We start from the raw sequence: 23,663 nt of genomic DNA, 5'->3' as shown, positions 1-23,663 counted from the left end.
GTTTTTTGGGAGGAGGAGGTACGGTATATTCCGCGTTTTACAGGAGAATTTATGCTGCCCGACTCATCAGTTCGTTTAAATAAATACATCAGCGAAAGCGGAATTTGCTCACGCCGCGAAGCGGATCGCTATATCGAGCAAGGCAATGTGTTCCTTAATGGCAAGCGTGCCACCATTGGCGATCAGGTGAAACCCGGCGACGTTGTGAAAGTAAACGGTCAGTTGATTGAGCCTCGGGAAGCCGAAGATTTAGTGCTTATCGCCCTGAATAAGCCAGTGGGGATTGTCAGTACCACCGAAGATGGTGAGCGTGACAACATTGTCGATTTCGTTAACCACAGTAAACGCGTCTTCCCGATTGGTCGTCTTGATAAAGACTCCCAGGGGCTGATTTTCCTCACCAATCACGGCGATCTGGTGAATAAGATCCTCCGTGCGGGTAATGACCATGAGAAAGAGTATCTGGTGACGGTGGATAAACCGATTACCGATGAATTTATTCGTGGCATGGGCGCAGGTGTGCCGATCCTCGGGACGGTGACCAAAAAATGCAAAGTCAAAAAAGAAGCGCCATTTGTCTTTTGCATTACCCTGGTGCAGGGGCTGAACCGACAGATTCGTCGCATGTGCGAGCACTTTGGCTACGAAGTGAAGAAGCTGGAACGTACACGGATTATGAACGTCAGCTTAAGCGGCATTCCGCTGGGGGAGTGGCGCGATTTAACTGATGATGAGTTAATCGACCTCTTTAAGCTCATTGAAAATTCCTCTTCCGAGGCAAAACCCAAAGCGAAGGCCAAACCGAAAACGGCGGGTATCAAGCGCCCGGTGGTGAAGATGGAAAAGGCGGCGGAAAAAGGTAGTCGCCCGGCATCAAACGGTAAGCGTTTCACCTCGCCGGGGCGGAAGAAAAAAGGGCGCTAATCAGCGTTTGCCGCGCGTCGATGTATTTGCCGACCAACTGAATGACGCTTCGGGGTCCGGTTTATAAGCCTGCTTTTTCTTCAACTGGCGGGCTTTTTTCGCTTCAGCCTCACGCTCAACCATCAGCTTATCAATGTACTCTTTTTTAATGCTGTTGGTTTCGGCATTGGTCAACACGCGACCATGCGCAATACGCGCCCGATCCAGCAGCGTCTTTAATTCGCGCTGTTCACGCTCGGTCATTTCTTTTTGTGTAATACGGGGGAGTGCCATGATGGTGCCCTCAGTGAGCCAGAGGGTTCAGTGTACGGGAATTCATTTGCTAGCAGAACTGATAATATTCATTTTGCTGTCTCTTAAATATTTATCTCTCTCGATAATTAGTGATAAATGAAGATAAAAATTTAACGAATATTATTATCCGGCAAGTTATCTAATTTAATTAAATCTTTATCATTCAATTAATTAAGTGTGAAATTTCACTTTTGGCACACTTTTAGCAAAAAACTTTCGCGTTGATACTGAATGATACAGGGGATTTAACCCCGTTGGCACACCAGATTTGGCGCTGATACGGATGAATACGCAGCAAGTCCAGATACAAACGGATGTGATGAACACGGTATTGCAGCCACGGCGCAAAGGGGCTATTAAAGGCCGAGATGCGATACTGACATATTCTTGCGCAACTGGTTGAAGCGGAGAAATCCGCGCAGGCAAATGTGATTCGTCGGCGTGAAGAAACCGCCGCCACGCGTTCGTTGCTGAATACCGCCAAAGTCATGGAAAACAACCCGGTGGCGTTGCGCTTAAAAGAGCTGGAAACGCTGGAGAGAGTGGCTGAGCGGATTGATAACATCTCTGTATTTGGTGGTCTTGACCAGGTGCAGCATGGGTTAGTTAATATCAAAGGATGAGCAAAATGTCCTTAAATGGAGTCAGTGCTGCGATGCGTGAACGGGTATCGCAACAGTTAAAGGAAATTGAACGGCGGTATGGTGTGAAAGTGCTGTACGCCTGCGAATCAGGGAGTCGCGGCTGGGGATTTGCTTCGCCAGACAGCGATTATGATGTGCGTTTTTTGTATGTTCATCCGCTGGAATGGTATCTGCGGGTGGAGTCACCGCGCGATGTTATCGAACTGCCCATCGACGACGAGTTGGATGTTTCAGGCTGGGAGTGGCGTAAGGCGCTGGGATTATTGAAAGGCGCGAACCCGACGCTGATTGAATGGCTGGACTCACCGGTGGTCTATCAGCAAGACGAAGAAACGATAACGGCGCTAAAAGCAATGACGCCGAAGTGGTTTTCTCCGCTACGTGCGCGCTGGCATTATTATTCGATGGCGCGAAAAAACTTTCGCGGTTATTTGCAGGGCGACGAAGTTCGGCTGAAAAAATACTTTTACGTACTGCGCCCGCTATTGGCTGTGCGCTGGGTCGAATCGGGTAAAGGTGTGCCGCCAATGCGCTTTGCCGAGCTACTGGCGGGAAGCGAACTTGATGCGCCGTTACGCGCAGAAATAGACGAATTGCTGGAACGTAAACAGCGCGCAGGAGAAGCGGAATATGGTCCGCGCCGTCCATTGCTACATGCGTTTATTCGTGCGGAACTGGCGCGTGGGGAAATTCCACCGATGTTACCGGATAGTCGAGAGGGAGATGTCAGGGAACTGGATGGTTTGTTGTATCAAACGGTAATGGGGAAATAAATACGGCCCGGGGCACTTCATCCGGGCCGCGCTGTTTTTACTCAAACAAATTACTATGCAATTTCTGCACTACCTGCTCCGCATCAGCACCTGGCACCAGGAAGCACAGGTTATTGCTGGACGCGCCGTAGCAAATCATGCGGATGTTGAACGGTTCCAGCACACCAAATACTTCTTTGCCGACGCCGCAAGCTTTTGACAGGTCGTTACCAATCAGCGCCACCAGCGCCAGGCCTTCTTCCACTTCTACACGGCACAGTGCTGAAAGCTCCATCAGCAGTGATTGCGTCAACAATGTATCGCCGGTAGAAGTTGAACCAGTAGTATCAAGAGTTAATGCCACGCTCACTTCGGACGTAGTAATTAAATCCACCGAAATATTATGCCGCGCGAGGATACCGAAAACTTCCGCGAGGAAGCCACGGGAATGCAGCATATTCAGGCTGTGCAGGGTTAATAGCGTTTGTTTACGGCGCAGAGCCAGTGCACGAAACAGCGGTGGATTTTCGGTTTTATTACACACCAACGTACCGCCAGCACGTGGGTCTTTGCTGGAACCGACAAACACCGGAATATCGCTGCGCACTGCGGGCAGCAACGTCGCTGGATGCAGCACTTTCGCGCCAAAGGTCGCCATTTCAGCGGCCTCTTCAAAAGCGATTCTATCAATGCGTTTTGCTGCCGGCACCACGCGTGGATCGGTAGTGTAGATGCCAGGGACGTCAGTCCAGATATCAACGCGAGATGCGTGTAAGGCTTCCGCCAACAAGGCTGCCGTATAATCGCTGCCGCCACGTCCAAGTGTTGTTGTACGCCCTTTACTTTCGCTACCAATAAAGCCCTGGGTGATGACTAAACCTTCACTGAGCCGTGGAGTCAGATGCAACGCAGCCAGTTCCGCCAGTGCAACAACATCTGGCTCCGCACGACCAAAACGGTCGTTGGTGCGCATCACTTTACGCACATCAAACCACTGCGCCTGGACATCGCGTTCGCGCAGGATTTCAACAAACAGCAGAGTAGACATCAGTTCACCGTGGCTGACCAGTTCATCCGTCAGTGCCGGAGATGTTGCCAGTGCCGCCGCTTCGGCCAGAACAGTAATGTTCTCCAACAAACGTTCAATCTCTTCACGGATGACGTTCGGGTAACGCAGACGCTCCAGAATGGCGAACTGAATATTGCGAATAGCATCGAGTTTTTCGAAACGCTCAACCGGTTCCAGACCTTCAGCCAGTGCAACCAACAGATTGGTAATCCCCGCAGAAGCAGAGAGCACAACCAAACGAACATTCACATCAGAAAGCACAATGTCGGCGCTGCGGTTCATGGCGTCGAAATCAGCCACGCTAGTACCACCAAATTTGGAGACAACAATATCGGGCATAACAACCTCGTGTCAGGGAATGAAAGAAGCGACCTTGGCACAAAGGCAAAATAGAAACCGGTGCAGGCGCAGACCGTATTTATAAATAAAAGGTGTAGGGGAGTGTGTCAACGCTGGGATTATGCGGATTATTCATGCAGCGGGCGTGGTCAGAAATTGTGCTTATAACGTCTATACTTTTTATCCTCTTCAGTAGTTAGCTGAGCTAACGGCACTAAAACCATCACATTTTTCTGTGACTGGCGCTACAATCTTCCACAGTCACAATTCTCAATATCAGAAGAGTATTGCTAATGAAAAACATCAATCCAACGCAGACCGCTGCCTGGCAGGCACTACAGAAACACTTCGATGAAATGAAAGACGTTACGATCGCCGATCTTTTTGCTAAAGATGGCGATCGTTTTTCTAAGTTCTCCGCAACCTTCGACGATCAGATGCTGGTGGATTACTCCAAAAACCGCATCACCGAAGAAACGCTGGCGAAATTGCAGGATCTGGCGAAAGAGTGCGATCTGGCGGGCGCGATTAAGTCGATGTTCTCTGGCGAGAAGATCAACCGCACCGAAAACCGTGCCGTGCTGCACGTGGCACTGCGTAACCGTAGCAATACGCCGATTCTGGTTGATGGCAAAGACGTAATGCCGGAAGTCAACGCGGTGCTGGAGAAGATGAAAACCTTCTCGCAAGCGATTATTTCCGGTGAGTGGAAGGGTTATACCGGCAAAGCAATCACCGACGTGGTGAACATCGGGATCGGCGGTTCTGACCTCGGCCCGTACATGGTGACTGAGGCACTGCGTCCGTACAAAAATCACCTGAACATGCACTTTGTTTCTAACGTTGACGGAACTCACATCGCAGAAGTGCTGAAAAAAGTGAACCCGGAAACGACGCTGTTCCTGGTGGCGTCTAAAACCTTCACCACTCAGGAAACCATGACCAATGCCCATAGCGCGCGTGACTGGTTCCTGAAAGCGGCAGGTGATGAGAAGCACGTTGCGAAACACTTTGCGGCGCTTTCCACCAATGCGAAAGCCGTTGGCGAGTTTGGTATTGATACCGCCAACATGTTCGAGTTCTGGGACTGGGTCGGCGGTCGTTACTCTTTGTGGTCAGCGATTGGCCTGTCGATTGTTCTCTCTATCGGCTTTGATAATTTCGTTGAACTGCTTTCTGGCGCACATGCCATGGACAAGCATTTCTCCACTACTCCAGCAGAGAAAAACTTGCCTGTATTGCTGGCGCTGATTGGCATCTGGTACAACAATTTCTTTGGCGCAGAAACTGAAGCGATTCTGCCGTATGACCAGTATATGCACCGTTTTGCGGCGTACTTCCAGCAGGGCAATATGGAATCCAACGGCAAATACGTTGACCGTAACGGTAACGTCGTGGATTACCAGACTGGCCCGATTATCTGGGGTGAGCCAGGTACTAACGGTCAGCACGCGTTCTACCAGCTGATCCACCAGGGAACCAAAATGGTGCCATGCGATTTCATCGCGCCAGCTATCACCCATAACCCGCTCTCTGATCACCACCAGAAACTGCTGTCTAACTTCTTCGCCCAGACCGAAGCGCTGGCGTTTGGTAAATCCCGCGAAGTGGTTGAGCAGGAATATCGCGATCAGGGTAAAGATCCGGCAACGCTTGACTACGTGGTGCCGTTTAAAGTGTTCGAAGGTAACCGCCCGACCAACTCCATCCTGCTGCGCGAAATCACCCCGTTCAGCCTGGGGGCGTTGATTGCGCTGTATGAGCACAAAATCTTTACTCAGGGCGTGATCCTGAACATCTTCACCTTTGACCAGTGGGGCGTGGAGCTGGGTAAACAGCTGGCTAACCGCATTCTGCCGGAGCTGAAAGATGACAAAGAAATCAGCAGCCACGATAGCTCGACCAATGGTCTGATTAACCGCTATAAAGCGTGGCGCGGTTAATCATCGTGCATACCTGATGTCGCTACGTAGGCCGGATAAGGCGTTTACGCCGCATCCGGCAACCGGTGCCTGATGCGACGCGGTCGCGTCTTATCAGGCCTACAGGTCGATGCCGATATGTACATCGTATTCGGCAATTAATACATAGCACGATTGATTAAATAACCTTAATAACAATGCCGACTATAAGTCGGCATTGTTTTATCAGATAAATCCTCTTGTCTGTGATTTAACGAAAATCATACCGTGAGGTTAATCCTAAAATAGATTTTCAGTCTGTAATCATTTCGGAATATACGCAGGTTAATCGCTTTTGTATTTATTTTAACATCATGATTAACATGATTATTTATATATAATAAAAAATATATAATTGCTATTCATTCCAATTATCCTAAAACCCCATAACTAATTCCCCACGCCGTAATCCACATGCTTTAGTTGTGTATACTCGATTCCGCCCGAAATGTTTTTGGGTAAATCTCCATTCATTCAATGAAGGGAAATTGTTATGAAAAAAGTTCTGTATGGCATTTTTGCCATATCTGCGCTTGCGGCGACTTCTGCGTGGGCTGCACCTGTACAGGTGGGCGAAGCGGCAGGGTCGGCAGCAACGTCGGTTTCGGCGGGTAGTTCCTCCGCGACCAGCGTTAGCACCGTAAGCTCGGCGGTGGGTGTCGCGCTCGCGGCAACCGGTGGCGGCGATGGTTCTAATACCGGGACCACCACAACCACGACCACCAGTACCCAGTAATAACGTATGTATCCCCAAAATAATTCGAGTCATTGCATCTGTGGCTTGAAGTATGAAGGGATTTACCATAACCACACTCCGGTGTGGTTATTCTGCCCCTCTGGAGAAGAGTCGTGAAGCGACCTGCACTCATTCTTATCTGCCTGTTATTACAGGCGTGTTCAGCCACGACTAAAGAGCTGGGCAATTCACTGTGGGACAGTCTGTTCGGCACGCCAGGCGTACAGCTGACGGACGATGATATTCAAAATATGCCCTACGCCAGCCAGTACATGCAGTTTAATGGCGGGCCGCAGTTATTTGTGGTGCTGGCCTTCGCTGAAAACGGACAACAAAAATGGGTCACTCAGGATCAGGCCACTCTCGTTACACAACATGGTCGTCTGGTGAAAACTCTGCTCGGCGGCGACAACCTGATTGAAGTGAATAACCTTGCAGCCGATCCGCTGATTAAACCCGCACAAATCGTTGATGGCGCAACCTGGACGCGCACGATGGGCTGGACCGAGTACCAGCAGGTGCGCTACGCCACCGCACGCTCGGTCTTCAAATGGGCTGGCACCGATACCGTCAAAGTCGGCAGCGATGAAACCCCGGTTCGCGTGCTGGACGAAGAAGTCTCCACCGACCAGGCGCACTGGCATAACCGCTACTGGATCGACAGCGAAGGGCAAATTCGCCAGTCGGAACAGTATCTCGGCGCGGATTATTTCCCGGTGAAAACCACTCTCATCAAGGCAGCAAGACAATGATTAAACTAACAATTGCAGCGTTGCTTTTGAGCGTGGGAGCGTCATCGGTCTTTGCGGCAGGCACCGTCAAGGTGTTCAGCAATGGCAGCAGTGAGGCCAAAACGCTGACGGGCGCAGAGCATTTAATCGATCTGGTAGGTCAACCACGACTGGCGAATAGCTGGTGGCCTGGTGCGGTGATTAGCGAAGAGCTGGCAACGGCGGCAGCATTGCGGCAGCAGCAGGCGTTGTTGACGCGGCTGGCAGAACAGGCCGCAGATTCCAGCGCCGACGATGCAGCCGCGATCAACGCCTTACGCCAGCAAATTCAGGCGTTGAAAGTGACGTGCAGGCAAAAAATCAATCTTGATCCCGATATCGTCCGCGTTGCCGAACGCGGCAACCCGCCGTTGCAGGGTAATTACACGCTGTGGGTGGGTTCCGCGCCGTCCACGGTAACGTTGTTCGGGCTTATCAGCCGTCCTGGCAAGCAGCCATTCACTCCAGGTCGCGATGTGGCGAGCTATCTCTCCGGTCAGAAGCTGCTTAGCAGTGCAGATCGCAGCTACGCGTGGGTGGTTTACCCGGATGGACGCACGCAAAAAGCGCCGGTGGCTTACTGGAACAAGCGTCACGTAGAGCCGATGCCCGGCAGCATTATTTATGTTGGCCTGGCGGACTCCGCCTGGAGTAAGACGCCTGATGCCCTGAACGCCGACATTCTTCAGACTCTGACGCAGCGGATACCGCAATAATGAAAAAAAGACATCTGCTTAGCTTACTGGCGCTGGGCATTAGCACGGCCTGCTACGGCGAAACGTATCCTGCGCCTATTGGCCCATCGCAATCGGACTTCGGCGGCGTCGGTCTGTTACAAACGCCCACCGCGCGCATGGCGCGGGAAGGGGAGTTGAGTTTGAACTATCGTGATAACGATCAGTACCGTTATTACTCTGCTTCAGTGCAACTCTTCCCATGGCTGGAAACAACGCTGCGCTACACCGACGTGCGCACCCGGCAGTACAGCAGCGTCGAAGCGTTCTCTGGTGATCAAACATATAAAGATAAAGCCTTCGATCTCAAACTGCGTTTGTGGGAAGAGAGTTACTGGCTGCCGCAAGTGGCGGTTGGTGCGCGGGATATCGGCGGTACGGGGCTGTTTGATGCGGAATATCTGGTCGCCAGCAAAGCCTGGGGGCCGTTCGATTTTACACTCGGCCTGGGCTGGGGATATCTGGGCACCAGCGGTAATGTGAAAAATCCGCTCTGTTCAGCCAGTGATAAATATTGCTATCGCGATAACAGCTATAAACAGGCGGGATCTATCGACGGTAGCCAGATGTTCCACGGTCCTGCCTCACTGTTTGGCGGCGTGGAATACCAGACGCCCTGGCAACCGCTGCGCCTGAAACTGGAGTATGAAGGCAATAATTATCAGCAGGATTTTGCCGGGAAGCTGGAGCAAAAAAGTAAGTTTAACGTCGGGGCGATTTATCGCGTTACCGATTGGGCCGACGTTAACCTTAGCTATGAACGTGGCAACACCTTTATGTTTGGCGTTACGCTGCGCACCAACTTTAACGATCTACGTCCTTCGTACAACGATAACGCCCGACCGCAATATCAACCGCAGCCACAGGATGCCATTTTGCAGCATTCGGTGGTGGCGAATCAGCTAACACTGTTGAAATATAACGCCGGACTGGCCGATCCGCAGATCCAGGCGAAAGGCGATACGCTGTATGTTACCGGCGAGCAGGTGAAATATCGTGATTCGCGCGAAGGGATCATTCGCGCTAATCGGATCGTGATGAACGATCTGCCGGATGGGATCAAAACGATCCGCATTACGGAAAATCGCCTTAACATGCCGCAGGTGACGACGGAAACCGATGTCGCCAGCCTGAAAAACCATCTCGCCGGCGAGCCGCTTGGGCATGAAACGAAGCTGGCGCAAAAACGCGTCGAGCCGGTGGTTCCGCAGTCCACCGAGCAGGGCTGGTATATCGACAAATCGCGCTTTGATTTCCATATCGATCCGGTGCTGAACCAGTCAGTCGGTGGCCCGGAAAACTTTTACATGTACCAACTGGGCGTGATGGGAACGGCGGATTTGTGGCTGACGGACCATCTGCTCACCACCGGCAGCCTGTTTGCTAACCTTGCCAACAATTACGACAAGTTTAACTACACCAATCCACCGCAGGACTCACACTTACCGCGCGTTCGTACCCATGTGCGCGAGTATGTGCAGAACGATGTCTATGTGAATAACCTGCAAGCCAACTACTTCCAGCATCTGGGCAACGGCTTCTACGGGCAGGTTTATGGCGGTTATCTCGAAACCATGTTTGGCGGTGCGGGGGCAGAAGTATTGTATCGCCCGCTGGACAGCAACTGGGCGTTTGGTCTGGATGCCAACTACGTTAAACAGCGCGACTGGCGTAGTGCGAAAGATATGATGAAGTTTACTGATTACAGCGTGAAAACCGGACATCTGACCGCATACTGGACGCCATCTTTCGCTCAGGATGTGTTAGTGAAAGCCAGCGTCGGGCAGTATCTGGCAGGGGATAAAGGCGGCACGCTGGAGATCGCCAAACGCTTTGATAGCGGCGTGGTGGTGGGGGGCTATGCCACGATCACGAATGTTTCGAAAGAGGAGTACGGCGAAGGGGACTTCACCAAAGGCGTGTATGTCTCTGTACCGTTGGATCTCTTCTCGTCTGGCCCGACACGCAGCCGTGCGGCAATTGGCTGGACGCCGTTGACGCGTGACGGTGGTCAGCAACTTGGGCGTAAGTTCCAGTTGTATGATATGACCAGCGACCGTAGCGTCAATTTCCGCTAAATCATGGGAAAGGTGCCAGTTTTCGCAATCACTGGCACCCTCATTCTTAATGGCCTGTTGAGCCATCAGGAACGCAGTTCACCCCCGGTTTGCGATCTGGTGTGTAAAGGCGAAAACATTCTGTCTTCCTGTCCGTCGATATCGGTTGCAGGTCTGATTGCCTGAGTGACTGAGCCATCATTGGGCTGGAGACATTGCTTTGCGGAAGGTCGGATTTGTCAGCAGTACCGAGCGGACCGGCAAAAGCAGGAAGAACAGAGACTGATAACAACAAAGCAGCAAAATAAGGCTTCATTTTTACCACTGACCCGTCCTGAATAGCGTTGACACGTTCCAGACTTAAATCCGGAGAACGTGATGATGACTGAGTTCAAACGCACCCAACGTGATTATCCTCTATCCTTTAAAATAGCTGTTGTTGAGCAGGTTGAAAAAGGCGAGATGACCTATAAACAGGCTCAGCAGCGGTATGGCATTCAGGGGCGCTCCACCGTTCTTGTCTGGTTGCGTAAATATGGCCGGCTTGACTGGAGTCCCGGACTTCCTGATCTGGTGAAGAGGAAACTGCCTGTGACTCAGACAACTATCCCGCTCACACCCGAGCAAAGAATCAGAGAACTTGAAGAGCAGCTTGAGCTGGCGAACCAGAAAGCTGAGTTTTTTGAGTCGGTTATCAATGTCCTGAAAAATGATTACGGGGTGAGTATCGTAAAAAAGCGGCCCGGCAAGTCCTCGCGCAGAGTTCGGCCCCAAAAATAACTGTTACGCGTGCATGTCAGTTCCTGGGGCACAGCAGACAGGCATGGTATCAGGACAACGCAAGGCGCAGAAAACGGCAGGAACATCATGCTCAGGTTCTTAATTTTGTTGCCCGTATCAGATGTCGTCAGCCGCGAATCGGTGCGCGTAAACTGCACTATCTGCTGAACACGCAGGCCGATAAAAGGCTGAATATCGGACGAGACCGTTTGTTTAACCTGCTGGATGAATACCGGCTCCTGGTGCCAGTAAAGCGGGCATATCACAAAACTACCAACAGCCATCACCGCTTTTACCGGCATCCCAATCTGCTGAAACCCGGCCCGGAGCAGGTTACCGCCCTTGAGCCAGAGCAGGTCTGGGTTGCCGACATTACTTACCTTCCCCTGCTCAGCGGCATGGCTTATCTGAGTCTGGTCACTGATGCCTGCTCCAGAAAAATCATGGGTTACCATGTCGGGGGAAATCTGCAGACAGAAAATGTGGTAAAAGCGTTCAGACAGGCTCTGAGGCGAAGAAAAACGACAGGTCCTCTGGTACATCACTCTGACAGAGGGTTGCAATACTGTTCAGCTCTTTATCAGTCAGTCCATGAGAAAAACGGAATAACCTGTTCAATGACTGATGGTTATGACTGCTACCAGAACGCACTGGCTGAGCGAATAAACGGTATCCTGAAAAATGAGTTTTTACTCTCGCGTCCTGCAGACCTGATGCAAGCCCGGGAAATGGTAAAAGAGTCCGTGACAATTTATAACTGTGAGCGGCCACACCTGGCCCTGAAATACAAAACGCCCGATGACGTTCATCAGGCGTTTTACAGACAGAAAAGTGTCAACTTATATCAGGACTAGTCACACCTTTATCAGGTTACGTTTCATTTGTTCCAGAGGAACATTATCGATTTTTCGCGCATTGCTGGTGGCTGGGAATCACCTGAATGGGTGATTTTTGCAGTACAGGCTATGGTGCGGTTTGTCTTGCCGGATGCGCCGCCAGGCGCGGCTTATCCAGCCTACGGGTAGGCACATCCGATGTTGGTGGGGGCGTCCTAACACCAGGTTGAACAAAACATACACAAAAAATATAGATCCCCGTCACATTTTTGCGTTATACAGGAAGCTCGCCACTGAGTTGGAGGGCTGTTATGACGTCGTTATCTCGTCCGCGCGTGGAGTTTATCTCCACCATTTTGCAGACCGTACTCAATCTTGGCCTGTTGTGCCTCGGCCTGATTCTGGTTGTCTTCCTCGGCAAAGAAACGGTGCATCTGACTGATGTGCTGTTCGCGCCAGAACAAACCAGCAAATATGAGCTGGTGGAAGGGCTGGTGGTTTACTTTCTCTATTTCGAATTTATCGCCCTGATTGTGAAGTACTTCCAGTCCGGTTTTCACTTCCCGCTACGTTACTTTGTCTATATCGGGATCACCGCCATTGTGCGCTTGATCATCGTCGATCATAAATCGCCACTGGATGTGTTGATCTACTCGGCAGCGATCCTGCTACTGGTGATCACCCTGTGGTTGTGTAATTCGAAACGGCTGAAGCGGGAGTAAAAAAAGGCGCTCCAGGGAGCGCCGAATAACAGTCACAAGTTGGGATAACGTAAGTTGAGGGTGCAGCGGCATAACATTGGCAGAACAACATCTTTAACCTTTCACACCACCTGCCGTCAGGCCGTTGACCAGCCAGCGTTGAGCCAGCAAGAAGACGATGGTGATCGGTAATGCAGACATTACGGCAGCGGCGGCAAAATCGCCCCACAGGTAGTTTTGCGGGTTGAGGTATTGCTGCATTCCCACGGCCAGGGTGTAGCTGTTCACGTCACGCAGTAACAACGACGCGACCGGAACTTCAGTAATGGCAGCGATAAACGACAGGATGAACACCACCGCCAGAATCGGTACTGACAGCGGCAGCAGTACGAGGTGGAAGGCCTGCCACGGTGTCGCACCGTCCAGCGCCGCCGCTTCTTCCAGCGAGCCGTCGATCGTTTCGAAATAACCTTTAATCGTCCAGACGTGCAGCGCAATCCCGCCCAGGTAAGCAAAGATAACGCCGCCGTGGGTATTCAGACCGATAAACGGAATGTACTCACCCAGACGGTCAAACAACGCATACAACGCCACCAGTGATAGTACCGCCGGGAACATCTGGAAAATCAGCATTCCTTTCAGCAGCGTCGCTTTGCCAGGGAAGCGCATACGGGCGAAGGCGTAGGCGCAGGTGGTGGAGAGCGCCACGATACCAATCGCGGAAATCCCGGCGACCTTTACCGAGTTCCACAGCCACAGCAGTACCGGGAATGGCGGTGGCGTAATGCGACCATCGGCCTGTTCAACGCTAAAGCCTAACGCCAGTTTCCAGTGATCCCACGAGATTTGTTCCGGGATCAGGCTGCCTGTCGCGAAGTTTCCCTGGCGCAGCGAGATTGCGACGACCATCAGCAGCGGGAACATAATCGCCGCGATAAAAAGTAGCAGTAGCAGGTGAGTAATAAACAAACGTGCTTTTTGTGATTTCGGTTGGACCATTGCCATTTTTGTTATCTCCCTTAATCAAACTTCATTCGCGTGGCTTTCAGGTTCACTATCGCCAGCGCGCCTACCAGCAGGAAGATCAGCGTGGCAATTGCTGCCGCCAGACCGAAGTCCTGACCTCCGCCGCCTTCAAAGGCGATACGGTAGGTGTAGTTAACGAGCAGGTCGGTATAACCGGCTGGCGTGGTGGTGCCAAGACGATCCGGGCCACCGTTGGTCAACAGTTGGATCAGCACGAAGTTGTTAAAGTTAAAGGCGAAGCTGGCGATCATCAGCGGCGTCAGCGGCTTGATCAGCAGCGGCAGCGTGATTTTAAAGAAGTTCTGGAATGGACCTGCGCCATCCATCGCTGAGGCTTCATACAGATCGTCAGGAATCGCTTTCAGCAAGCCCATGCAGAGGATCATCATGTACGGATAACCCAGCCAGGTGTTGACGATAATCAGCATCGTCCGTGCGGTAGTCGGGTCGCTGAACCAGGCGGGCTTCACGCCAAACAGCGCGCTCAGCATCATGTTGATTTCACCAAAGCTCTGGTTGAACAATCCTTTGAAAATCAAAATGGAAATAAACGATGGCACCGCGTAGGGCAGAATCAGCAGTACGCGGTAGATAGCTTTGCCGCGCAACGCTTCCCATTGCACCAGACAGGCCAGCACCATGCCGACTGCAACCGTTAAAAAGACAGTGATCAGTGAGAACATCACGGTCCAGACGAAAATCGCGAGGAACGGTTTCTGAATGCCTTCGTCGGTGAAGACGCGGGTAAAGTTTTTCCAGCCGGTAGTCACGGTGTAACCGGGGCTGAGTTTGTCGTCGCCCCAGTTGCCATCGGCGGTGATGGACTGGTAAAAGCCGATCTGGTCATTCGGACGATATTTTACGCCACTCTGGTTATTGGTCAGCGTACCGTCATCGCCCAGTGTGTAGAGCGGTTGTGTGCCAGAGAACTGGCGCAGGGAGCTCATCATCACTTTGTTGTCATCCGGGAGGATAGCGGTAATGTTGCTCAGTGCCTGACGATTTTGGGTAATCACGCGCAGATTTGCGCGCTCGCCTTCAGGCTGTGTGGCGCTTTCTTTCAGTTGCAGCTTTTGCTCGCCGCCAAATTTAAAGGCGTCGGAGAGATAATGCTTACCGGTTTCGCCATCGGTGAGCGCCAGTTGCCACTCATCACCTGCCGGATAAAGCCCGAAGTTATAGGTTTTGCCCGCTTGCCAGGAACGATCTAACAGAACTTCCTGGGCGCGTTCAAAAGTTAGCTGGTTAGTGCTGCTGTAGTTGGTAAAAGCAATGGCGATGGTACACACCAGAGGGAAGAGCACGAACAGCCCCATTCCTGCCATTCCCGGATAAACATAGCGCCAGGCGTAGGCTTTCCGGTTGGCGAAAATATACAGTCCCGCAGAACTTAAAATCAGCGTGGTAATGGCGAACAGGTACTCCCCTTGTGCGTACATTAAAACAACAAGGTAACCCACCAGCAGGCCAAGCAGACCTAACACTGACCATTTCAGTGCGTCGCTTTGCCACCAATGTTTCTTTTTAATGACATCCATGGGGTTCTTCCTCATTCCTGGACGGATAAATGATTACACCGCATCCGGCAACAACTGCCTGATGCGGCGCTGGCGCGTCTTATCAGGCTTACGTACAGTTCGTTTTTCCAGGTCGGATGAAGCATTACGCCGCTCCGACAATAACCGCCTGATGCGATGCTGACGCGTCTTATCAGGCCTATATATGCTTCGGTTTCGTAGGCCGGATAAGGCGTTCACGCCGCATCCGGCATTTAGTTTTGTATGTCGGATGAAGCATTTACGCCGTACCCGACAATAACCGCCTGATGCGACGCTGAGGCGTCTTATCAGGTCTACATATGTTTCGGTTTCGTAGGCCGGATAAGGCGTTCACGCCGCATCCGGCATTTAGCAGCATTACTTGGTGATACGACCCTGTGCATCTTTCAGCGCGGCATCAACAGTCTGACGACCGCTGGCGGCGTTGATCACTGCGGTACGCACGGCATACCAGAAGGCGGACATCTGCGGGATGTTCGGCATGATTTCACCGTTCTTGGCGTTATCCATAGTGGCGGCAATGCGTTGATCTTTCGCCAGCTGATCCTGGTAAGACTTCAGCGCCACGGCACCCAGCGGTTTATCTTTATTTACCGCTTCCAGCCCTTCGTCAGTCAGCAGGTAGTTTTCGAGGAACTCTTTTGCCAGTTCTTTGTTCGGGCTGGCAGCGTTGATGCCTGCACTCAGAACGCCAACGAACGGTTTGGAAGGTTGTCCCTTGAAGGTCGGCAGCAGCGTCACACCGTAGTTCACTTTGCTGGTATCGATGTTGGACCATGCCCACGGACCGTTGATGGTCATCGCCGTTTCACCTTTGTTAAAGGCCGCCTCTGCGATGGAGTAATCAGTATCCGCATTCATGTGTTTGTTTTTAACCAGATCAACCAGGAAGGTCAGACCCGCTTTCGCGCCAGCGTTATCCACACCAACGTCTTTCACATTGTATTTGTCGTTTTCATACTTGAACGCATAACCACCGTCGGCAGCAATCAGCGGCCAGGTGAAGTACGGTTCTTGCAGGTTGAACATCAGCGCGCTCTTACCTTTCGCTTTCAGTTCTTTATCCAGCGCCGGGATTTCTTCCCAGGTTTTTGGCGGGTTCGGCAGCAGGTCTTTGTTATAAATCAGCGATAATGCTTCAACGGCAATCGGATAAGCAATCAGTTTGCCGTTATAACGTACAGCATCCCAGGTAAACGGATACAGCTTGTCCTGTAACGCTTTGTCTGGGGAGATTTCAGCCAACAGGCCAGATTGGGCATAGCCGCCAAAGCGGTCGTGCGCCCAGAAAATAATGTCCGGACCATCGCCAGTGGCCGCAACCTGAGGGAATTTCTCTTCCAGCTTATCTGGGTGCTCAACGGTGACTTTAATTCCGGTATCTTTCTCGAATTTCTTACCCACTTCTGCGAGGCCGTTGTAGCCTTTATCGCCGTTGATCCAGATTACCAGTTTACCTTCTTCGATTTTGGCGAGAGCCGAGGCGGAAAACATCATCGTCGTCAAAACAGATAATGCGAGGATGCGTGCACCTGTTTTTATTTTCATAATCTCTGGTCCTTGTTGGTGAAGTGCTTGTGAAAACGCCTGAACGGACTCTAGTTTCTTTATACGGCAACCTCTTTCCATCCTCCTTGCCCCTACGCCCCACCTTCGTTTTATGTGATCTGCATCGCAGAAACAGCAGTATTGCGGGAAGGCGCACACAAAATTGCCATGTTTTTTGCAAGCAATATCACGAATTTCCTTACTTTCCCTCGGATTAGTATGCAGACCCCATCTTCTCATCCTCCCGCCTCCTCCCCCATAAAAAAGCCAGGGGGTGGAGGATTTAAGCCATCTTCCGATGACGCATAGTCACTGCATCATGAATGTTGCTGTCGATGACAGGTTGTAACGAAGGGAGAAGGGCATGGCGAGCGTACAGCTACAAAATGTAACGAAGGCCTGGGGGGATGTGGTGGTATCGAAAGATATCAACCTCGACATCCACGAAGGTGAGTTCGTGGTGTTTGTCGGACCATCTGGCTGCGGTAAATCTACTTTACTGCGCATGATTGCCGGTCTTGAGACGATCACCAGCGGCGACCTGTTCATCGATGAAAAACGAATGAATGACACCCCGCCAGCAGAACGCGGCGTCGGCATGGTGTTCCAGTCCTATGCGCTCTATCCCCATCTGTCTGTGGCAGAAAATATGTCTTTTGGCCTGAAACTGGCAGGCGCGAAGAAAGAGGTCATCAACCAGCGTGTTAACCAGGTGGCGGAAGTGCTGCAACTGGCGCATTTGCTGGATCGCAAACCGAAGGCGCTCTCCGGCGGACAGCGTCAACGTGTGGCGATTGGTCGTACGCTGGTGGCCGAGCCAAGCGTGTTTTTACTCGATGAACCGCTTTCCAACCTCGATGCTGCGCTGCGTGTACAGATGCGTATCGAAATTTCCCGTCTGCATAAACGCCTGGGGCGCACGATGATTTACGTCACCCACGATCAGGTCGAAGCGATGACGTTGGCCGACAAAATCGTGGTGCTGGACGCCGGTCGCGTGGCGCAGGTCGGGAAGCCGCTTGAGTTGTATCACTATCCGGCCGACCGCTTTGTCGCCGGTTTTATCGGTTCACCGAAGATGAACTTTTTGCCGGTGAAAGTAACTGCCGTTGCAATCGATCAAGTCCAGGTTGAGCTGCCGATGCCAAACCTCCAACAGGTCTGGCTGCCGGTTGAAAGCCATAACGTTCAGGTCGGCGCCAACATGTCGCTGGGCATTCGCCCAGAACATTTACTGCCAAGCGATATCGCCGACGTCATCCTTGAGGGTGAAGTTCAGGTGGTCGAGCAGCTCGGCAACGAAACGCAAATTCATATCCAGATCCCTTCCATTCGTCAAAACCTGGTGTACCGCCAGTCTGACGTGGTGTTGGTAGAAGAAGGTGCCACATTCGCTATCGGCCTGCCGCCAGAGCGTTGCCATCTGTTCCGTGAGGATGGCACTGCATGTCGTCGACTGCATCAGGAGCCGGGCGTTTAAGCACCCCTACAAAAGACACAAAGCCTGTAACAGGCGATGTGAAAAAAGAAAAGCAATGACTCAGGAGATAGAATGATGATTACTCTGCGCAAACTTCCTCTGGCGGTTGCCGTCGCAGCAGGCGTAATGTCTGCTCAGGCAATGGCCGTGGATTTCCACGGTTACGCTCGTTCCGGGATCGGCTGGACAGGGAGCGGCGGTGAACAACAGTGTTTCCAGACCACTGGCGCTCAAAGTAAATACCGTCTTGGCAACGAATGTGAAACTTATGCTGAATTAAAATTGGGTCAGGAAGTGTGGAAAGAGGGCGATAAGAGCTTCTATTTCGACACTAACGTGGCCTATTCCGTAGCACAACAGAATGACTGGGAAGCCACCGATCCGGCCTTCCGTGAAGCGAACGTGCAGGGGAAAAACCTGATTGAATGGCTGCCTGGTGCCACCATTTGGGCCGGTAAGCGTTTCTATCAGCGTCATGACGTTCATATGATCGACTTCTACTACTGGGATATTTCTGGTCCTGGTGCCGGTCTGGAAAACATCGACGTTGGCTTCGGTAAACTTTCTCTGGCAGCAACGCGTTCTTCTGAAGCGGGCGGTTCTTCTTCTTTCGCCAGCAACAATATCTATGACTATACCAACGAGACAGCGAACGACGTCTTCGACGTGCGTTTAGCGCAGATGGAAATCAACCCGGGCGGCACCCTGGAGCTGGGTGTTGACTACGGTCGCGCTAACCTGCGTGATAACTATCGTCTGGTTGATGGCGCATCGAAAGATGGCTGGATGTTCACTGCCGAGCATACCCAGAGCATTCTGAAAGGCTTCAACAAGTTTGTTGTTCAGTACGCTACTGACTCGATGACCTCGCAGGGTAAAGGTCTGTCGCAGGGTTCTGGCGTTGCGTTTGATAACGAAAAATTTGCCTACAATATCAACAATAACGGTCACCTGCTGCGTATCCTCGATCACGGTGCGATCTCCATGGGCGACAACTGGGACATGATGTACGTGGGTATGTACCAGGATATCAACTGGGATAACGACAACGGCACCAAATGGTGGACCGTCGGTATTCGTCCAATGTACAAGTGGACGCCTATCATGAGTACCTTGCTGGAAGTGGGCTACGACAACGTCGAATCCCAGCGTACTGGCGACAAGAACAATCAGTACAAAATCACCCTCGCACAACAATGGCAGGCTGGCGACAGCATCTGGTCACGCCCGGCTATTCGTGTCTTCGCAACCTACGCCAAGTGGGATGAGAAATGGGGTTATGACTACAACGGTAGCTCCTCTTCCAACCCGAACTACGGCAAAGCTGTTCCGGCGAATTTCGAAGGCGGTAGCTTCGGTCGCGGTGATAGCGATGAGTGGACCTTCGGTGCCCAGATGGAAATCTGGTGGTAATAGCAATGTGTAGGCCGGATAAGGCGTTTACGCCGCATCCGGCATAAAACAGGTTGTCATTATCTATAAGGGGCGTAAGCCCCTCTGATTATCGGGTTAAGCGCGCTATTGCCTGGCTACCGCTGAACTCCAGATTTTGAGGTGAAAACAATGAAAATGAATAAAAGTCTCATCGCCCTCTGTTTATCAGCAGGGTTGCTGGCAAGCGCGCCTGGAATCAGCCTTGCTGATGTTAACTACGTGCCGCAAAACACCAGCGATGCGCCAGCCATTCCATCTGCCGCGCTGCAACAATTAACCTGGACGCCAGTCGATCAATCTAAAACCCAGACCACCCAATTGGCAACTGGCGGGCAACAACTGAACGTCCCTGGCATCAGCGGTCCGGTTGCCGCATACAGCGTCCCGGCAAACATTGGCGAGCTGACTCTGACTCTGACCAGTGAAGTGAACAAACAAACCAGCGTATTTGCGCCGAACGTGCTGATTCTTGATCAGAACATGACACCATCGGCCTTCTTTCCCAGCAGTTATTTCACCTACCAGGAACCTGGTGTGATGAGTGCAGATCGTCTGGAAGGCGTTATGCGCCTGACACCGGCGTTGGGGCAGCAGAAACTTTATGTACTGGTCTTTACCACTGAAAAAGATCTCCAGCAGACGACGCAACTGCTCGATCCGGTAAAAGCCTATGCCAAAGGCGTCGGTAACTCGGTGCCGGATATTCCAGACCCGGTTGCCCGTCATACCACTGATGGTCTGCTGAAACTGAAAGTGAAAACCAACTCCAGCTCCAGCGTGTTGGTGGGGCCTCTATTTGGTTCTTCCGCTCCGGCTCCGGTTACGGTAGGCAACACGGCGGCACCAGCCGCAGCCGTACCTGCTCCGGCACCGGCGAAGAAAAGTGAACCTATGCTCAACGACACGGAAAGTTATTTTAATACCGCGATTAAAAACGCTGTCGCGAAAGGTGATGTTGATAAGGCGTTAAAACTGCTTGATGAAGCTGAACGCCTGGGCTCGACATCTGCCCGTTCCACCTTTATCAGCAGTGTAAAAGGCAAGGGGTAATTACGCCCCACAGTGCTGATTTTGCAACAACTGGTGCGTCTTCGGGCGCACCTTTTTTTCTCTCCTTCCTATGATTGTTGCGTTATTGTTGCGTATTAGATCACTTAATATGCTTTACATCTCCCGTTAACGCTTTTCTGCGATACAATGCCTTTACGTTATGTAACGGAGAGTTCGGCATGTCACACCCCGCGTTAACGCAACTGCGTGCGCTGCGCTATTTTGCAGAGATCCCTGCGCTGGAACCGCAACTGCTCGACTGGTTGTTGCTGGAAGATTCCATGACCAAACGTTTTGAACAGCAGGGAAAAACGGTGAGCGTGACGATGATCCGCGAAGGGTTTGTCGAGCAGAATGAAATCCCCGAAGAATTACCGCTGTTGCCGAAAGAATCCCGTTACTGGTTACGTGAGATTTTGTTATGCGCTGATGGAGAACCCTGGCTCGCCGGGCGTACCGTCGTTCCTGTGTCAACGTTAAGCGGCCCTGAGCTGGCGTTACAAAAATTGGGTAAAACGCCGTTAGGTCGCTATCTGTTCACATCATCGACATTAACCCGGGACTTTATTGAGATAGGCCGTGATGCCGGACTGTGGGGGCGACGTTCCCGCCTGCGATTAAGCGGTAAGCCGCTGCTGCTGACCGAACTGTTTTTACCGGCATCACCGTTGTACTAAGAGGAAAAAAATATGGAGTGGAGTCTGACGCAAAATAAGCTGCTGGCGTTTCACCGCTTAATGCGTACGGATAAGCCAATTGGTGCGTTACTGCTGCTCTGGCCAACTTTATGGGCGCTATGGGTGGCGACCCCCGGTGTTCCTCAACTCTGGATCCTGGCGGTGTTTGTCGCTGGCGTCTGGCTGATGCGTGCCGCCGGTTGTGTAGTGAATGACTATGCTGACCGTAAGTTTGATGGTCATGTTAAGCGCACGGCAAACCGACCGCTTCCCAGTGGCGCGGTGACGGAGAAAGAGGCGCGCGCGCTGTTTGTCGTGCTGGTGCTAATTTCGTTCTTACTGGTGCTGACGCTGAATACGATGACTATTCTGTTGTCGATTGCCGCGCTGGTGCTGGCGTGGGTTTACCCGTTTATGAAGCGTTACACCCATCTACCGCAAGTAGTGCTGGGGGCGGCGTTTGGTTGGTCGATTCCAATGGCTTTTGCCGCTGTGAGTGAATCGGTGCCGTTAAGCTGCTGGTTAATGTTCCTCGCCAATATTCTGTGGGCGGTGGCTTACGACACGCAGTATGCGATGGTTGACCGTGACGACGACGTGAAGATTGGCATTAAATCCACTGCGATTCTGTTTGGTCAATACGATAAATTGATTATTGGCATTTTGCAGGTTGGCGTACTGGTACTGATGGCGATTATTGGTGAGTTAAATGGATTAGGCTGGGGATATTACTGGTCAATTCTGGTCGCGGGCGCGCTGTTTGTTTATCAACAAAAACTGATTGCCAATCGCGAGCGTGAAGCCTGTTTTAAAGCGTTTATGAATAATAACTATGTTGGCCTGGTACTGTTTTTAGGGCTGGCAATGAGTTACTGGCATTTCTGATGATGTAAAAAAGCCGGATGGTCATGGTCATCCGGCTTTTTTCTGGGAAATGACCCGTCCTGAATAGCGTTGACACGTTCCAGACTTAAATCCGGAGAACGTGATGATGACTGAGTTCAAACGCACCCAACGTGATTATCCTCTATCCTTTAAAATAGCTGTTGTTGAGCAGGTTGAAAAAGGCGAGATGACCTATAAACAGGCTCAGCAGCGGTATGGCATTCAGGGGCGCTCCACCGTTCTTGTCTGGTTGCGTAAATATGGCCGGCTTGACTGGAGTCCCGGACTTCCTGATCTGGTGAAGAGGAAACTGCCTGTGACTCAGACAACTATCCCGCTCACACCCGAGCAAAGAATCAGAGAACTTGAAGAGCAGCTTGAGCTGGCGAACCAGAAAGCTGAGTTTTTTGAGTCGGTTATCAATGTCCTGAAAAATGATTACGGGGTGAGTATCGTAAAAAAGCGGCCCGGCAAGTCCTCGCGCAGAGTTCGGCCCCAAAAATAACTGTTACGCGTGCATGTCAGTTCCTGGGGCACAGCAGACAGGCATGGTATCAGGACAACGCAAGGCGCAGAAAACGGCAGGAACATCATGCTCAGGTTCTTAATTTTGTTGCCCGTATCAGATGTCGTCAGCCGCGAATCGGTGCGCGTAAACTGCACTATCTGCTGAACACGCAGGCCGATAAAAGGCTGAATATCGGACGAGACCGTTTGTTTAACCTGCTGGATGAATACCGGCTCCTGGTGCCAGTAAAGCGGGCATATCACAAAACTACCAACAGCCATCACCGCTTTTACCGGCATCCCAATCTGCTGAAACCCGGCCCGGAGCAGGTTACCGCCCTTGAGCCAGAGCAGGTCTGGGTTGCCGACATTACTTACCTTCCCCTGCTCAGCGGCATGGCTTATCTGAGTCTGGTCACTGATGCCTGCTCCAGAAAAATCATGGGTTACCATGTCGGGGGAAATCTGCAGACAGAAAATGTGGTAAAAGCGTTCAGACAGGCTCTGAGGCGAAGAAAAACGACAGGTCCTCTGGTACATCACTCTGACAGAGGGTTGCAATACTGTTCAGCTCTTTATCAGTCAGTCCATGAGAAAAACGGAATAACCTGTTCAATGACTGATGGTTATGACTGCTACCAGAACGCACTGGCTGAGCGAATAAACGGTATCCTGAAAAATGAGTTTTTACTCTCGCGTCCTGCAGACCTGATGCAAGCCCGGGAAATGGTAAAAGAGTCCGTGACAATTTATAACTGTGAGCGGCCACACCTGGCCCTGAAATACAAAACGCCCGATGACGTTCATCAGGCGTTTTACAGACAGAAAAGTGTCAACTTATATCAGGACTAGTCAAAAAAGCTGCCTGATGCGCTGCGCTTGTCAGGCCTACATAACACA

Annotated in this window: 21 protein-coding genes and 1 pseudogene; 16 read left to right on the top strand and 6 right to left on the bottom strand. The window is 51.6% G+C overall.

Going from position 1 to position 23,663, the window contains the following annotated elements:
* Nucleotides 1–51: 51 nt before the first annotated feature.
* The gene (gene rluF / locus WC5_RS16295; protein ID WP_000936356.1) at nt 52–924 is read left to right on the top strand and encodes a 23S rRNA pseudouridine(2604) synthase RluF; all 873 of its coding nucleotides are present in this window, start codon (nt 52–54) and stop codon (nt 922–924) included.
* Here the strand turns inward: rluF and WC5_RS16300 are convergent, their stop codons facing one another.
* A complete protein-coding gene (locus WC5_RS16300) occupies nt 925–1,197 on the bottom strand; it encodes a YjbD family protein (protein ID WP_001207629.1) in 273 nt (90 codons plus the stop codon). It lies immediately after the preceding gene.
* Nucleotides 1,198–1,598: 401 nt separating this feature from the next.
* Here WC5_RS16300 and WC5_RS16305 point away from each other — a divergent pair.
* Both WC5_RS16305 and WC5_RS16310 read left to right on the top strand, forming a co-directional pair.
* Nucleotides 1,599–1,841 (top strand): annotated as a pseudogene (locus WC5_RS16305) (slipin family protein); the annotation flags it as partial.
* A gap of 5 nt (nt 1,842–1,846) precedes the next feature.
* Nucleotides 1,847–2,635 (top strand): nucleotidyltransferase domain-containing protein, encoded by a 789-nt coding sequence (locus WC5_RS16310; RefSeq protein ID WP_000055811.1) that lies wholly within the window; start codon nt 1,847–1,849, stop codon nt 2,633–2,635.
* Between the two features lie 37 nt (nt 2,636–2,672).
* Here WC5_RS16310 and lysC read toward each other — a convergent pair whose 3' ends face one another.
* Nucleotides 2,673–4,022 (bottom strand): lysine-sensitive aspartokinase 3, encoded by a 1,350-nt coding sequence (gene lysC / locus WC5_RS16315; protein WP_001112918.1) that lies wholly within the window; start codon nt 4,020–4,022, stop codon nt 2,673–2,675.
* Between the two features lie 293 nt (nt 4,023–4,315).
* Here lysC and pgi point away from each other — a divergent pair, with 293 nt between their 5' ends.
* The 5 genes from pgi to WC5_RS16340 all read left to right on the top strand — a co-directional run bounded on the left by pgi (nt 4,316) and on the right by WC5_RS16340 (nt 10,301).
* Complete coding sequence (pgi, locus tag WC5_RS16320) at nt 4,316–5,965, top strand: glucose-6-phosphate isomerase (protein ID WP_000789996.1); 1,650 nt, start codon at nt 4,316–4,318, stop codon at nt 5,963–5,965.
* A gap of 511 nt (nt 5,966–6,476) precedes the next feature.
* Nucleotides 6,477–6,719 (top strand): exopolysaccharide production protein YjbE, encoded by a 243-nt coding sequence (yjbE, locus tag WC5_RS16325; RefSeq protein WP_000757333.1) that lies wholly within the window; start codon nt 6,477–6,479, stop codon nt 6,717–6,719.
* Between the two features lie 113 nt (nt 6,720–6,832).
* Nucleotides 6,833–7,471 (top strand): YjbF family lipoprotein, encoded by a 639-nt coding sequence (locus tag WC5_RS16330; protein WP_010348933.1) that lies wholly within the window; start codon nt 6,833–6,835, stop codon nt 7,469–7,471.
* Complete coding sequence (locus WC5_RS16335; RefSeq protein WP_000594077.1) at nt 7,468–8,205, top strand: capsule biosynthesis GfcC family protein; 738 nt, start codon at nt 7,468–7,470, stop codon at nt 8,203–8,205. Before WC5_RS16330 ends, WC5_RS16335 begins: the two co-directional genes overlap by 4 nt.
* The gene (locus tag WC5_RS16340; protein ID WP_000745771.1) at nt 8,205–10,301 is read left to right on the top strand and encodes a YjbH domain-containing protein; all 2,097 of its coding nucleotides are present in this window, start codon (nt 8,205–8,207) and stop codon (nt 10,299–10,301) included. Before WC5_RS16335 ends, WC5_RS16340 begins: the two co-directional genes overlap by 1 nt.
* Nucleotides 10,302–10,347: 46 nt before the next feature.
* Here the strand turns inward: WC5_RS16340 and WC5_RS24730 are convergent, their stop codons facing one another.
* Nucleotides 10,348–10,596, bottom strand: coding sequence for a hypothetical protein (locus WC5_RS24730; RefSeq protein WP_024257553.1), 249 nt, complete (start codon nt 10,594–10,596; stop codon nt 10,348–10,350).
* A 62-nt stretch (nt 10,597–10,658) separates the two neighbouring features.
* On the opposite strand from WC5_RS24730, the gene WC5_RS24725 reads away from it, so the two are divergent.
* Together WC5_RS24725 and psiE are read left to right on the top strand one after the other, a co-directional pair.
* Nucleotides 10,659–11,914, top strand: a protein-coding gene (locus tag WC5_RS24725; RefSeq protein WP_107164610.1) for an IS3 family transposase whose coding sequence is annotated in 2 segments (ribosomal slippage) — nt 10,659–11,010 and nt 11,010–11,914 — 1,257 coding nt in all. Because the reading frame shifts where the segments join, the coding sequence is not laid out codon by codon here.
* 293 nt (nt 11,915–12,207) lie between these two features.
* Complete coding sequence (gene psiE / locus WC5_RS16350; protein WP_016231498.1) at nt 12,208–12,618, top strand: phosphate-starvation-inducible protein PsiE; 411 nt, start codon at nt 12,208–12,210, stop codon at nt 12,616–12,618.
* 93 nt (nt 12,619–12,711) lie between these two features.
* Here the strand turns inward: psiE and malG are convergent, their stop codons facing one another.
* The 3 genes from malG to malE form a co-directional block, all read right to left on the bottom strand.
* Nucleotides 12,712–13,602, bottom strand: a complete 891-nt coding sequence (malG, locus tag WC5_RS16355; RefSeq protein WP_001252051.1) for a maltose ABC transporter permease MalG — start codon at nt 13,600–13,602, stop codon at nt 12,712–12,714.
* Nucleotides 13,603–13,616: 14 nt separating this feature from the next.
* Nucleotides 13,617–15,161, bottom strand: a complete 1,545-nt coding sequence (gene malF / locus WC5_RS16360) for a maltose ABC transporter permease MalF (RefSeq protein WP_010352841.1) — start codon at nt 15,159–15,161, stop codon at nt 13,617–13,619.
* 378 nt (nt 15,162–15,539) lie between these two features.
* Nucleotides 15,540–16,730 (bottom strand): maltose/maltodextrin ABC transporter substrate-binding protein MalE, encoded by a 1,191-nt coding sequence (gene malE / locus WC5_RS16365; RefSeq protein WP_000695404.1) that lies wholly within the window; start codon nt 16,728–16,730, stop codon nt 15,540–15,542.
* Nucleotides 16,731–17,094: 364 nt separating this feature from the next.
* Between malE and malK the strand changes: the two genes are divergently transcribed.
* The 6 genes from malK to WC5_RS24720 all read left to right on the top strand — a co-directional run bounded on the left by malK (nt 17,095) and on the right by WC5_RS24720 (nt 23,615).
* On the top strand, nt 17,095–18,210 hold the full coding sequence (malK, locus tag WC5_RS16370) for a maltose/maltodextrin ABC transporter ATP-binding protein MalK (RefSeq protein ID WP_000179159.1): 1,116 nt from the start codon (nt 17,095–17,097) through the stop codon (nt 18,208–18,210).
* 72 nt (nt 18,211–18,282) lie between these two features.
* Entirely contained in the window at nt 18,283–19,623 is a 1,341-nt protein-coding gene (lamB, locus tag WC5_RS16375; protein ID WP_000973648.1) for a maltoporin LamB, read from the top strand.
* Nucleotides 19,624–19,773: 150 nt separating this feature from the next.
* Nucleotides 19,774–20,694 (top strand): maltose operon protein MalM, encoded by a 921-nt coding sequence (gene malM / locus WC5_RS16380; protein WP_010352154.1) that lies wholly within the window; start codon nt 19,774–19,776, stop codon nt 20,692–20,694.
* Nucleotides 20,695–20,873: 179 nt separating this feature from the next.
* Nucleotides 20,874–21,371, top strand: a complete 498-nt coding sequence (gene ubiC / locus WC5_RS16385) for a chorismate lyase (protein ID WP_000019214.1) — start codon at nt 20,874–20,876, stop codon at nt 21,369–21,371.
* A 12-nt stretch (nt 21,372–21,383) separates the two neighbouring features.
* Nucleotides 21,384–22,256, top strand: a complete 873-nt coding sequence (gene ubiA / locus WC5_RS16390; RefSeq protein ID WP_000455232.1) for a 4-hydroxybenzoate octaprenyltransferase — start codon at nt 21,384–21,386, stop codon at nt 22,254–22,256.
* Nucleotides 22,257–22,359: 103 nt separating this feature from the next.
* Nucleotides 22,360–23,615, top strand: a protein-coding gene (locus tag WC5_RS24720) for an IS3 family transposase (protein WP_107164610.1) whose coding sequence is annotated in 2 segments (ribosomal slippage) — nt 22,360–22,711 and nt 22,711–23,615 — 1,257 coding nt in all. Because the reading frame shifts where the segments join, the coding sequence is not laid out codon by codon here.
* The last annotated feature ends 48 nt before the right edge of the window (nt 23,616–23,663 follow it).

The organism is Escherichia sp. KTE114 (assembly GCF_000407765.1).
Taxonomy (GTDB): domain Bacteria; phylum Pseudomonadota; class Gammaproteobacteria; order Enterobacterales; family Enterobacteriaceae; genus Escherichia; species Escherichia ruysiae.
The sequence above is the reverse complement of the archived record's forward strand: the minus strand, read 5'-3'. Positions and strand labels throughout refer to the sequence as shown.

Bases quoted from the DNA above. Each gene is read 5' to 3' on its own strand.
- WC5_RS24730 (WP_024257553.1), bottom strand. From the start codon at position 10,596: ATGAAGCCTTATTTTGCTGCTTTGTTGTTATCAGTCTCTGTTCTTCCT.
- psiE (WP_016231498.1), top strand. From the start codon at position 12,208: ATGACGTCGTTATCTCGTCCGCGCGTGGAGTTTATCTCCACCATTTTG.
- WC5_RS16300 (WP_001207629.1), bottom strand. From the start codon at position 1,197: ATGGCACTCCCCCGTATTACACAAAAAGAAATGACCGAGCGTGAACAG.
- WC5_RS16335 (WP_000594077.1), top strand. From the start codon at position 7,468: ATGATTAAACTAACAATTGCAGCGTTGCTTTTGAGCGTGGGAGCGTCA.
- rluF (WP_000936356.1), top strand. From the start codon at position 52: ATGCTGCCCGACTCATCAGTTCGTTTAAATAAATACATCAGCGAAAGC.
- ubiC (WP_000019214.1), top strand. From the start codon at position 20,874: ATGTCACACCCCGCGTTAACGCAACTGCGTGCGCTGCGCTATTTTGCA.
- WC5_RS16310 (WP_000055811.1), top strand. From the start codon at position 1,847: ATGTCCTTAAATGGAGTCAGTGCTGCGATGCGTGAACGGGTATCGCAA.
- WC5_RS16340 (WP_000745771.1), top strand. From the start codon at position 8,205: ATGAAAAAAAGACATCTGCTTAGCTTACTGGCGCTGGGCATTAGCACG.
- lysC (WP_001112918.1), bottom strand. From the start codon at position 4,022: ATGCCCGATATTGTTGTCTCCAAATTTGGTGGTACTAGCGTGGCTGAT.
- malG (WP_001252051.1), bottom strand. From the start codon at position 13,602: ATGGCAATGGTCCAACCGAAATCACAAAAAGCACGTTTGTTTATTACT.
- malK (WP_000179159.1), top strand. From the start codon at position 17,095: ATGGCGAGCGTACAGCTACAAAATGTAACGAAGGCCTGGGGGGATGTG.
- malE (WP_000695404.1), bottom strand. From the start codon at position 16,730: ATGAAAATAAAAACAGGTGCACGCATCCTCGCATTATCTGTTTTGACG.
- pgi (WP_000789996.1), top strand. From the start codon at position 4,316: ATGAAAAACATCAATCCAACGCAGACCGCTGCCTGGCAGGCACTACAG.
- yjbE (WP_000757333.1), top strand. From the start codon at position 6,477: ATGAAAAAAGTTCTGTATGGCATTTTTGCCATATCTGCGCTTGCGGCG.
- lamB (WP_000973648.1), top strand. From the start codon at position 18,283: ATGATGATTACTCTGCGCAAACTTCCTCTGGCGGTTGCCGTCGCAGCA.
- ubiA (WP_000455232.1), top strand. From the start codon at position 21,384: ATGGAGTGGAGTCTGACGCAAAATAAGCTGCTGGCGTTTCACCGCTTA.
- malM (WP_010352154.1), top strand. From the start codon at position 19,774: ATGAAAATGAATAAAAGTCTCATCGCCCTCTGTTTATCAGCAGGGTTG.
- malF (WP_010352841.1), bottom strand. From the start codon at position 15,161: ATGGATGTCATTAAAAAGAAACATTGGTGGCAAAGCGACGCACTGAAA.